Genomic DNA, 11384 nt, shown 5'->3' on the forward strand with positions numbered 1-11384 from the left:
GGTCGGGCCGGATGGACGTGCGGGAGATCAACAAGCGGGTGATCGCGCAGTACCGCGCGGGCGCCGAGATCGAGGGCATGCACCGTGATCGGTTGCTGCTGCTCACCACGACCGGCCGCCGCTCGGGCGCGTCGCACACGACGCCGATGATGTTCCACCGCGACGACGACCGGGTGCTGGTGATCGCCTCCAACCAAGGCGCGCCCCAGCACCCGGAGTGGTACCTGAACCTGGCCACGAACCCGGCCGTGACGGTGGAACTCGGCGACGAAACCTATTCGGCCACAGCCGAACCGCTGCGCGGCGAGGACTACGACCGCGTGTGGGCCGACATCAAAAGGCTGTATCCTTTCTTCGCCGATCACGAGAAGCAGGCGGGGCGCACGATCCCGGTGGTCATGTTGGATCCCGGCCTGTAGCGGCACAGGTTATTCGTCGTTCTTGTGGTCTTCCTCGTTGCCGATCAGCCAGGTGCGCTCGCGCTTCTCTCGCTCCGCGGCGGCCTGGCGGCGCTTCTCCTCGGCCTCCAGGTGCAGGGCGGTGCGGCTCCACACCACCTTCACCCAGTGGAAGGTCAGCACGACGATCGCGAGCAGCGCCAGGATCAGGCCGATGCCCGGCCCGGCGCCCTCGTAGTTGCCCAGCCCGGGGGTCTGCCGGTGCCAGATCGACAGCACGCCGAACACACTGCCGACGGCCGACCCGGCCACCGCGATCCAGGCCAGCACCCACCGCCGCGTCACCAGCGCCAGCGACGAGAAGCAGATCCCGAAGACCACCACGAACCACTCGAACACCCGCGACGGCAGGCCGATGTGCTCGGCCTCGGCGGTGGCGTCGTAGAGGATCACGTCGAGCCCGCGCGCGCTGCCGGCGTGCGGCAGCACCAGCGACAGCAGCAGCACGAAGACCGACACCGCCACCACCATGGCGCGCGCCCCCGGATCGATCTCCCCCGCGATCTTGCGCTCGACCGCTTCCAGATCGTCGCGGAATTCCTCGAACACCTTGGACTCGGCCGGATTCATCTGCTCCTCGTTCGGCTCGGAGGTTCGCCGCTCCGCCGCGTCACGCGCAGGACCGGAACCGGCATCGGAGGAGATACTACCGGCCGTCGTATCTCCGTCCGGCCGAGCATCACCGGAAGATCGCGAACGATCGCCGTCGTCCTTCGCTTCGTCCTCGCCGCGATCGGCCATCGGTCAGACCCCGCAGCCCGTGTCGCACCCCGTGCTCGCGGCGACCGGCTCGGGCGCACCGATGCGCGGGATGCCCAGGCCGACACCGATGGGCTCGGTCTTGGGCGTGATGCCGCGTTCGTGAGCATCACCGGCGCGGGTGCGGCGGTGGCTGTGGACCGGGCCGTCGGCGATCAGGTGGTGCGGGGCCGCCCCGGTGATGTCGACGGTGACGATGTCGCCCGGCCGGATGGTGTTGTCGGCGGGCGGGCGGAAATGCACCAGCCGCCCGTCGCGGGCACGCCCGCTCATGCGCGCGGTGGCGGCGTTCTTCTTGCCCGCGCCCTCGGCGACCAGCAGTTCGACCTCGGTGCCGAGCAACGCTTGATTCGCCTCCAGCGACACCTGCTCCTGCAACGCGACGAGCCGGTCGTAGCGCTCCTGCACCACGGCCTTCGGCACCTGGTCGGCCATGGTCGCGGCGGGCGTGCCGGGCCGGATCGAGTACTGGAAGGTGAAGGCGCTGGTGAACCGGGCCTGCCGCACCACGTCCAGGGTCTCCTGGAAATCCTCCTCGGTCTCGCCCGGGAAGCCGACGATGATGTCGGTGGTGATGGCCGCGTGCGGCATGGCGGCACGCACCTTCTCGATGATTCCGAGATACCGCGCCTTGCGGTAGGACCGCCGCATGGCCTTCAGCACGCGATCGGACCCCGACTGCAGGGGCATATGCAGCTGCGGGCACACGTTCGGCGTCTGCGCCATGGCCTCGATGACGTCGTCGGTGAATTCCGCCGGATGCGGCGAGGTGAAGCGGACCCGCTCCAGCCCGTCGATGGTCCCGCAGGAACGCAACAGTTTCGCGAACGCGCCGCGGTCACGGTGCTCGTCGGGGTCGGCGAAGTTGATTCCGTAGGAGTTCACGTTCTGGCCCAGCAGCGTCACCTCCAGCACGCCCTGCTCGACCAGCGCCTGCACCTCGGCCAGCACATCACCGGGACGGCGGTCGACCTCCTTGCCGCGCAGCGCCGGCACGATGCAGAAGGTGCAGGTGTTGTTGCAGCCCACCGAGATCGACACCCACCCGGCATAGGCGGACTCCCGCTTGGCGGGCAGGGTCGAGGGGAACGCCTCCAGCGATTCGAGGATCTCGACCTGGGCCTGTTCGTTGTGCCGGGCGCGTTCCAGCAGCACCGGCAGCGAGCCGATGTTGTGGGTGCCGAACACCACGTCGACCCACGGCGCCTTGCGCACCACGGTGTCGCGGTCCTTCTGCGCCAGGCAGCCGCCGACGGCGATCTGCATCCCCGGCCGCTCGGCCTTGACCGGGGCCAGATGTCCCAGCGTGCCGTAGAGCTTGTTGTCGGCGTTCTCGCGCACCGCGCAGGTGTTGAACACGACGAGGTCCGCGGTCGCGCCGGGCGTGGCCCGGACGTATCCGGCGTCCTCGAGCAGGCCCGACAGGCGTTCGGAGTCGTGCACATTCATCTGACAGCCGTGCGTGCGGACCTCGTAGGTCCGCTGCTGCTCGGCGCCGACGGCAGAACGCACTCCAACCTGCGTAGACGAATTCACCCGTCCAGGGTATCGGCTCGCGGAAATTCGGGACCGGCCCGTCCACCCGCCGCTGAGCGGGCGTGATACCGGTCACCAATGTCAAGCTCGGGTTAAAGGCAGGAGGCAACAGCGCGACGCATGCCCGAATACTGCGCATTTCCAGCGCCTTCGCTCTAGGGTCTGTTTTCATGACCGACGCTGCCGATGCAACACCCGGCACTGCCACCGAGCCGACTCCCGCCGACGCCGACGCGCCACCGATGATCTCGATGCGTGACGTGCAAAAGCATTTCGGCGCTCTGCACGTGCTGCAGGACATCAACCTCGAAGTGCCCAAGGGGCAGGTCGTGATCGTGCTGGGCCCGTCGGGTTCCGGGAAGTCGACGCTGTGCCGCACCATCAACCGCCTCGAACCCATCGATTCCGGCACCATCGCCGTCGACGGCGTGGAACTGCCCGCCGAGGGCCGGGCACTGGCCAAGCTGCGCGCCGATGTCGGCATGGTGTTCCAGTCGTTCAATCTGTTCGCGCACAAGACGATTCTCGAGAACGTGATGCTCGCGCCGATCAAGGTGCGCCGCATCGACAAGAAGCAGGCCCGCCGGAAGGCGATGGAACTGCTGGAGCGGGTAGGCATCGCCGATCAGGCGGAGAAATATCCGGCCCAGCTGTCCGGCGGGCAGCAGCAGCGCGTCGCGATCGCTCGCGCGCTGGCGATGAACCCCAAGGTAATGCTGTTCGACGAGCCCACCTCCGCGCTGGATCCGGAGATGGTCAACGAGGTGCTCGAAGTAATGGTGTCCTTGGCCAAAGAAGGGATGACCATGCTGGTGGTCACCCACGAGATGGGCTTCGCCCGCCGTGCCGGCGACCGGGTGTTGTTCATGGCTGACGGTCTGATCATGGAGGACGCCGAACCGGAGGCGTTCTTCACCGCACCGCGTTCCGATCGCGCCAAGGATTTTCTCGGCAAGATCTTGAGTCACTGACCGGTGACCGGAACCTAGTCACTGCACGAGAGAAAAGGAAATCGATGAGGATCACCCGTGCATTGCAAATCGGAATAGGCGCCCTCGCCGTGGCGGTCGCCGTAACAGGCTGTGGCGGAGGCGGTTCCAAAACCGCGACCGAGAACGCCGCCGACGGCAAACTGACCATCGGCGTCAAGTTCGACCAGCCCGGCCTGAGCCTGCGCAACAAGGACGGCTCGTTCTCCGGCTTCGATATCGATGTCGCCAAGTATGTCGCCGGAAAGCTGGGCGTGGCGGAGGACAAGATCACGTTCAAGGAGGCGCCCTCCGCGCAACGCGAGACGTTGATCCAGAACCGGCAGGTCGATTTCGTGGTCGGCACGTACTCGATCACCGACCAGCGCAAGGAGAAGGTCGACTTCGCCGGGCCGTACTACCTCGCCGGTCAGGGCCTGCTCATTCGCTCGGACAACACCTCCATTACCGGTCCGGAGTCGTTGAACGGCGGAAAGAAGCTGTGCTCGGTGCGCGGTTCCACTCCGGCGCAGAACATTCAGAAGAATTACGCCAACGACGTACAGCTGCAGGAGTACGACACCTATTCGCTGTGTGTCGAGGCGCTGAAGGCCGGCGCGGTGGACGCGCTGACCACCGACGACATCATTCTGGCCGGCTTCGCCGCGCAGAACCCGGGCCAGTTGAAGCTGGCCGGTAAGCCGTTCACGACCGAGAAGTACGGCATCGGCGTGAAGAAGGGCGACACCGAGTCGCGCGCCAAGATCAACGACGCCGTCGAGGCGATGATCAACGACGGCGCCTGGAAGGCCTCGCTGGACAAGAACTTCGGCAGCACCGGGTTCCAGCCCTCGGCCCCGCCGCAGGTCGACCGGTACTGATCCTTCGCGTGAGGGGCGGTCTCGGATCGGGATCGCCTCTCGCCCAGCCAGTTTCACCCATGACGATCGGAGGGACACGTCCGCCGTGTTCGACTTGATCTCCCGATACCAAGACCAGCTGCTCGACGCCTTCTGGATGACCATCAAGCTGACCCTGTTGTCGACGGTCGGGGCGGTGGTCCTCGGTGTCGTCGTGGCCGCGATGCGGGTGTCGCCGGTGCCGGTGGCGCGCTGGGTCGGCACCGCCTACGTGACCCTCTTCCGCAACACGCCCCTGACCCTCATCCTCGTCTTCTGCTCGCTGGGCGTCTACACCACCCTCGGCGTTCAGCTGGCCGGCGACAGTAACAACCTGAACTTCCTGGCGACCAACAACTTTCGCTTCGCCGTAGTCGGTTTGTCCGTCTACACGGCGGCTTTCGTGTGCGAGTCGCTGCGCTCGGGCATCAACACCGTGCCGCTGGGCCAGTCCGAGGCGGGCCGTTCGCTGGGGCTGACGTTCGGTCAGAACCTGCGGTATATCGTTCTCCCGCAGGCGTTCCGGTCGGTCATCGCGCCGCTGGGCAGCGTGCTGATCGCGCTGACCAAGAACTCCACCATCGCCGCCGCGATCGGTGTCGCCGAGGCCGCCAAACTGATGTCGGAGATGATCGAGACCGAGGCCGACGTCATCGTCGTGGGCGTGATCTTCGCCCTCGCCTTCGTCATCCTGACCCTGCCGACCGGCCTCCTGTTCGGCTGGCTGGCAAGAAAATTCGAGGTGAAGCGATGAGTTCAGGCGCCTCCGTACTCTTCGACGCGCCCGGCCCCAAGGCCCGGGTGCGGTACGCCGTCTACTCGGTGCTGGTCGCCGCCGTGATCGCCGGGCTGCTCTGGCTCGTGATCGCCAAGCTCTCCGACAAGGGGCAGCTCACCGCCGCGAAATGGAAGCCGTTCATCGACGGCGAGGTCTGGGAGACCTACATCCTGCCCGGCTTGCGCGGGACCATCGTGGCCGCGGCGCTGTCGATCGTGTTCGCGCTGGCGATCGGGATGATCTTCGGGCTGCTGCGATTGTCGGACCACCGCAGCGTACGCATCGTGGCGGGCACGATCGTCGAATTCGCCCGGGCCATTCCCGTGCTGATTCTCATGATCTTCCTGTATGCGGTGATCTCGAAGTACGACCTCACCGACTCCAGCCAGTACGCGCTGACCTCGGTGGTGATCGCGCTGACCGTCTACAACGGCTCGGTGATCGCCGAGATCGTCCGCTCGGGCATCCGGTCGCTGCCCAAGGGCCAGACCGAAGCGGCCGTCGCGCTGGGCCTGCGCAAGGTGCAGATGATGCGAATCATCCTGCTGCCGCAGGCGATTACGGCAATGCTGCCTGCCATCGTGTCGCAGATGGTGGTGGCGTTGAAGGACACGGCGCTGGGCTATCAGATCACCTACCAGGAGATCGTGCGACAAGGCCAGCAGCTCGGTGCGGCCGAGCAGAACACCGTGCCGTCGTTGATCGTCATCGCGGTCATCATGGTCGCGCTGAACTGGTCGCTGACCAGGGTCGCCACCTGGCTGGAGAAGCGGCTGCGGTCGCGGCGCAAGGGGCACGCGGTGGTTCCGGCCTCGGCGATCCTCACCGATGCCGCGCCCGGGATGGATCTGACCACATCGCGCTGAGCGCAAATCTCGGATGTGGGTCGGTGGGCAGCATGCTGTAGCGGGTGTCCAAATGTGGCTTCCAGCAGGGGATTCGGCCGTTCGTGAGGCGTGCCGAGGGCGGTGGCGCTGTTTGAAGCGGCGGCGTACCGGGTATTCGCGGACAATGACGGCGCTACGGAGATCCGGGCCGAATGTCCACGGCGAGCGGGGTTCTGTACCGGCGCATCGAATCATGTCGGCGTAACCGTCGATTGCTTGTCGACTTCCGGTCGTCTCGGCATCCGATCGCGCGCGCCCATGTGCCGGCCACACGAGTAGGAGATGCGAGACGAACGATCAGAAATCGAGTTACCGCGCCACGCCTCGAGGTCGAGAGGGGACAGGTTTTGCCGACTTCAACACAGCAGTCGAAGACCAAGGATCCGAACAAAGGTTATGTGGCCCTGTTGGGCTGGAGTTTGAACGCCGTCGAGGCAATTGATCGCTTCGACCGGCGCTATATCGTGGTGGCCCCGGAGTGGGCCGAAGAATATTGTGCCGCACACGATATCCCCTACATCCCGTGGAATTTCGAGCGGCTCAACGATCGTTCGGTGGAGATCGCGGAGACACTGCAGGAACGCGGGGTGGACGTCGCCATACCGATCTACGAGGAGACCGTGGAGTGGGCCGGTGCGATCAACTCCGTGCTGCTCGACAACCCCCGTCTGCTCGGCCAGTCCATGCTGCTGCGCGACAAGTCGCTGATGAAGCGGCGGGCACAGCTCGGCGGCATCCGCGTGGGCATCTTCGAGGAGGCCCACGAACGCGACGACGTCATCCGCTTCCTCAAGCGCGTCAACCAGACCCTGCTGAAGCTGGACGGCGATCCCAACGACCCGATCCACATCAAGGCCTTCGACAAGGCCGGTTGCCTCGGGCACCGGATCATTCGCACCCCGGACGAGATCGACACCATTCCCGACGACGAGTTCCCGCTGCTGATGGAGTCCCATCTGGATGGGTGGGAATTCGCGGTGGAGGCCTGGATCCACAAGGGGCGCATCCGTTTTCTCAACATTTCCGAATACGTCACGCTCGGCTATTCGGTGTTCGTCCCCGCGACACCGGAGCTCGAACAGTACCGGCCGGAGATCACCCGGCAGGTCGAGAAGCTGATCAAGACCTTCGACATCGAGTTCGGATTCGTCCATCCCGAGTACTTCGTCACCAGCGACGGCGAGATGTATTTCGGCGAAGTCGCCTACCGGCCACCGGGTTTCAAGGTATTCGAACTGCTGGAGCGGGCCTACGGTTTCAACGCCTACCACGCGCTGGTCCTGGCCTTCGACCCGAAAACGACCGAGGCGGAGATAGACGCGTTCTTCCCCAAGGAAGTGGTGGACGCACGAGGCCACGCCGGATGTTTCGGCGTGTATCCACGTCGACGCGTGGTCAGCCATTTGTCCATGCCGGAGGAGACCGAGGATCACGATTACTTCGAATCGCACGAGCTCACCGCTCCCCTGACCGACAAGGTGACCAAACGCACCGCGTACGGAAACCATTGGGGGCTGCTGTACTTCTTCGGTGACGATCCGTACACTCTGCGGGATCTGCTGAAGCGACAGGAAGAACTCGATTTCTACATCTGATCCGCGGCAGCATCGGATCACGGGAGGATCCTGTAATTGAGTTCACCCAGCAGCGACAGTGCGACCCTGGACAGACGGCTCGCTCAGCTGGACGACGCCACGCAGTCCCTCACGGACGCGAGCGATCTCGGCAAGCAGACCAGACTGTCCCGGATGCTGGCCGCCCTGCGCCGAGTGCTGCTCATCCCGGGCGGATGCGCCGAGATCCGGCACCGCGCCGAACAGATCGAGGACTCCGGCCTGTTCCTCGGTACGGACTGGGCGTCTCCGCAGATCCTGATTCCGGCGTTGAGCACCGGTTCACTGCGGAGCCCGAACGCTGACACGGTGGTGCTGGAGACGGTGAGCGATCTGCGCCTGCTGGCCGTGGCCAAGGGCGCCTACGCGCATCCGCTGATCACGGCCGAGCAGGCACAGCAGCATCTTTCGCAGGTGCTGGCGGCCAACCTGACGCTGTTGCTGACGCCGCCCACGGAGGCCGAGCGGACGCAGCAAGGGCGGATGGCGCAGGTGTCGCGGAGTCTGCTCGGCTACCTGGTCGAGGAGGTCGGGTACGAGAAGGTGCTCGAACACCTGGTGGACGAGATCTGGCGGATTCTGCGGCAGCGCCCGATCCAGGTCGACGCGGTGAAGCGGATGATCACCCAGATCGCCGTGGCCCGCAGCAATCCGGACATCGATCTGGGCGCCACCGGGCTCGGCGCCGACCGGTTGATCAGCAGCCTCTACGGCACCACCGACGCCTGCCGGGAGGATCCGGGCGTGGAAGTGTATCGGGCCAGACTGGAAACGATGGACGACGGCACGCTGCAGTTCGAGGCGGCCGGTTTCGCCCGATCGATGCACGACACCGGGCTGGTCTCGCCGTATCACGCGGTGCTGCTGCGCTTTCTGCTCGGGAAGGGCGAGTACCTGCTCGCCGAGGCGATGGGGTTGTCGAACACCGGGCGCGATTGCCTGCTCTGCTATCACGCGCTGGTGCGCAAGCTCATCGAGGATGTCGTGCACGTCGAGACGGCCCAGTGCATCTACGGGCTGGCGCTGCTGCTCGAGCGCGGCATTCTGTATCAGCCGCCCGTGGCTCCGGGGATCTGGCGGCAGCTGGGACTGCAACTCTCGCCGCACGCACGCCAGCGGTTGTCCGCGGTGTTCGGGCCCGCGCCCGAGCCGCGGGCGTGGCTGCTGTCGGGCGTGCTGTCCCTGCTGGGGCAGCCGCTGGGGGTCGGGCAGGGCGACAACCCGACCTGTCAATCGGCGCGGGCCTTGTCGATGTGGGCGTACAACGATCCGGACTACCTGCTGCAGACCGTCGCCTGGGCGGCGCGCGACGACGAGGTCGTCATGCATTTCGAGGGGCAGCCGATCTCGTCGCGGGAGAGCGGCGCGGGCCTGGCCGCCGGGCTGCCGTCCGACCTGGATCCGGTGTCGCTGCTGGTGGTTCCGCATCTGGACCGGATCTACACCGAGATGGGCCGGCGCTGTGTCGGTCGTCCCGGCGACCCGCACCGCTGGGTCAATCCGGAGTTCCACGGCTGGTGGTCCGGGCGCGGATTCCGCATCAATGTCGATGTGGCGACCGGCAATCTGACCGATCTCGAGGAGTTCCTCCGGCACTTCTACGCCGCCTATCACCCCTTCTACAACGGCAATCAGCCGCTGATCCACCCGCAGCCGGCCGGCGTCGCCGTCACCGACAGCGCGGCCCGTTTCATCGGCTGGCACGCGATCACCGTGCTGCGAGTGAATCTCGACCCGCAGGACACGATGCGGGTCTACTTCTACAACCCGAACAATGACAGCGGCCAGGACTGGGGCGACGGCGTGGTCGTCGGGACCGCCGGGCACGGGGAACGGTTCGGCGAGGCGTCGCTGCCATTCGAGCAATTCGCGTCCCGGCTCTACATCTTCCATTTCGATCCGCTGGAACCGGGCGAGTCGGCGGCGGTGGGGCGCGAGGAACTGGACCGTGTGGTCGGCTACGTGCATCGCAGCTGGGGTGCGGACCGGGTGCCGCCGGGTCCCATGGCCAGCGCGGGCACTACGTCGAGCAGCGCACTGCGGCAGTGATATCGGTATCGGTCAGGGAGATGTAGCCGCCGGTCAGCCCGCCGAATCGAGTGCCGACAGCTCGGCCTTCACCACGGTGTAGGCCGTCGACTGGTTGTATCCGCGCCGAGCCAGCATGCCCACCAAGCGGCGAATCGCCTTGTCGCGCTCCAGGTTCTGCGGGAGAGTGCGCAGCTTGCGGCGTACCAGCTCGGTGGCGGCCGCGTGCTCGTCTACGGTTTCGTCGCCCTCGGATTCGTGGGCCTCGCCGAGATCGTCGTCCGGGGACGGGGCGGCCGATGGTCGCGATGTACTGCCGATCCGGGGCGACGAAGTTTTCGGGGTGGGCGCGAAATCGACGGTGGACAGCTCCTCTTTCACTACCGTGTAGGCGGCGGACTGGTTGTATCCGCGCCGGGCCAGCATGCCGACCAAGCGGCGAATCGCCTTGTCGCGGTCCAGATCCGGTGGCAAGGAGTTGAGTTTCCGGCGCACGAGTTCGGTGGCACGGTCGATCTCGGCCTCCGCGGTGACGCCCGCGAGGGCCGGTTCCGCGTCGGCCGGGTCCACGCCCTTGCGATGCAGCTCTCGCGCGATGGCCTTCTTGCCCTTGCCCGCATAGGTGTGCCGGGAGTGCACCCACTGCTCGGCAAAGGCGGCGTCATCGATGAGCCCGACCTCGGCAAGCCGATCCAGCACCCGCTCACCCACCTCGACCGCAAAACCCTTGGCCGCCAACTTCTCGGCCAACTCGGCCCGGCTCCGCGCCCGGTCGGTCAACAACCGCAAACACAACTCCTTGGCCTGCGCCTCGCTCCCGCCCCCGCGCTCGTCACCGCTACGACTCCGCCGACCTCGGCGCTCCCCGGCCGCACGCGGCGTCTCGCGTCCCTGGTCGGACTGCTCCACATCGTCGCCCGCTCCCGCGGACTCGGAGTCTTCCCGGACGGCGCGGCGAGTACCGCCGGGACGGACGGTGTGGGAGCCGTCGAGCAGACCGGTCTCGGCCAGTTGGCCGAGCACCTGCCGGATCACATCGCCCGCATACCCCTCGGCTGACAGAGCCTGCGTCAGCTCCGATCGGTCAACCCCTCGCCGACCGATCAACAGCCGCAGACACGCCGCCTTGGCTTGCGCCACCACCTCGCCCTCACCCGCCGGGCTCCTACCCTCGCCCGCCGAGTCGCTTCCCCGTACGGGTCTCGCTGATGGGTCCGTGTCCGAACGCCATACCCCCTGTGGGCCGGAACCGCTCGGGGACACACGTTTCGGTCGTTTCGGACGGCGGCCGGGAGCAGGCGCGGCCCAGTCGTCTACTGGGTCACCCGTTCCCCCGCGCTCCGACTGCTCCGCCTGGCGGCGCAGTCGTTCCACTGCATCGAGCCGAGTCGCGTCGGGGCCTTGGCCTTCCCGAGACCCCGACGCTTCCCGGTCGGGCATCGGCTAGAAGTCGACGGG

Annotated in this window: 10 protein-coding genes and 1 pseudogene; 7 read left to right on the plus strand and 4 right to left on the minus strand. The window is 66.5% G+C overall.

All coding sequences use genetic code 11. The annotated features are described in order from the left end of the window. Positions 1-11 precede the first annotated feature (11 nt). Entirely contained in the window at positions 12-419 is a 408-nt protein-coding gene (locus QH470_RS23365) for a nitroreductase/quinone reductase family protein (RefSeq protein WP_280274499.1), read from the plus strand. A 9-nt stretch (positions 420-428) separates the two neighbouring features. Here QH470_RS23365 and QH470_RS23370 read toward each other — a convergent pair whose 3' ends face one another. Beyond that, the gene (locus QH470_RS23370; RefSeq protein WP_280274506.1) at positions 429-1028 is read right to left on the minus strand and encodes an Rv2732c family membrane protein; all 600 of its coding nucleotides are present in this window, start codon (positions 1026-1028) and stop codon (positions 429-431) included. A gap of 174 nt (positions 1029-1202) precedes the next feature. Beyond that, the gene (miaB, locus tag QH470_RS23375; RefSeq protein ID WP_280274500.1) at positions 1203-2729 is read right to left on the minus strand and encodes a tRNA (N6-isopentenyl adenosine(37)-C2)-methylthiotransferase MiaB; all 1527 of its coding nucleotides are present in this window, start codon (positions 2727-2729) and stop codon (positions 1203-1205) included. 266 nt (positions 2730-2995) lie between these two features. Here miaB and QH470_RS23380 point away from each other — a divergent pair, with 266 nt between their 5' ends. From QH470_RS23380 to QH470_RS23405, 6 genes are all read left to right on the plus strand, one after another. Continuing rightward, a complete protein-coding gene (locus tag QH470_RS23380) occupies positions 2996-3724 on the plus strand; it encodes an amino acid ABC transporter ATP-binding protein (RefSeq protein ID WP_280274507.1) in 729 nt (242 codons plus the stop codon). A 44-nt stretch (positions 3725-3768) separates the two neighbouring features. Next, the gene (locus QH470_RS23385) at positions 3769-4602 is read left to right on the plus strand and encodes a glutamate ABC transporter substrate-binding protein (RefSeq protein WP_280274501.1); all 834 of its coding nucleotides are present in this window, start codon (positions 3769-3771) and stop codon (positions 4600-4602) included. A gap of 85 nt (positions 4603-4687) precedes the next feature. Further along, entirely contained in the window at positions 4688-5374 is a 687-nt protein-coding gene (locus tag QH470_RS23390) for an amino acid ABC transporter permease (protein ID WP_280274502.1), read from the plus strand. Further along, the gene (locus tag QH470_RS23395; RefSeq protein ID WP_280274503.1) at positions 5371-6264 is read left to right on the plus strand and encodes an amino acid ABC transporter permease; all 894 of its coding nucleotides are present in this window, start codon (positions 5371-5373) and stop codon (positions 6262-6264) included. The genes QH470_RS23390 and QH470_RS23395 overlap by 4 nt, the downstream gene beginning before the upstream one ends. 368 nt (positions 6265-6632) lie before the next feature. Next, positions 6633-7880, plus strand: coding sequence for an ATP-grasp domain-containing protein (locus tag QH470_RS23400; RefSeq protein WP_280274504.1), 1248 nt, complete (start codon positions 6633-6635; stop codon positions 7878-7880). 36 nt (positions 7881-7916) lie between these two features. Then, positions 7917-9947 (plus strand): hypothetical protein, encoded by a 2031-nt coding sequence (locus QH470_RS23405; protein ID WP_280274505.1) that lies wholly within the window; start codon positions 7917-7919, stop codon positions 9945-9947. Between the two features lie 33 nt (positions 9948-9980). Here QH470_RS23405 and QH470_RS38290 read toward each other — a convergent pair whose 3' ends face one another. Together QH470_RS38290 and recX are read right to left on the minus strand one after the other, a co-directional pair. Beyond that, positions 9981-10307: a RecX family transcriptional regulator gene (locus QH470_RS38290; protein WP_280274508.1), complete on the minus strand. Its 327-nt coding sequence runs from the start codon at positions 10305-10307 to the stop codon at positions 9981-9983. After that, a pseudogene (recX, locus tag QH470_RS38295) lies at positions 10290-10835 on the minus strand (recombination regulator RecX); the annotation flags it as partial. The gene QH470_RS38290 and the pseudogene recX, both read right to left, overlap by 18 nt. Positions 10836-11384: the final 549 nt, after the last annotated feature.

Source organism: Nocardia wallacei (genome assembly GCF_029868745.1).
GTDB classification, from domain to species: domain Bacteria; phylum Actinomycetota; class Actinomycetes; order Mycobacteriales; family Mycobacteriaceae; genus Nocardia; species Nocardia wallacei_B.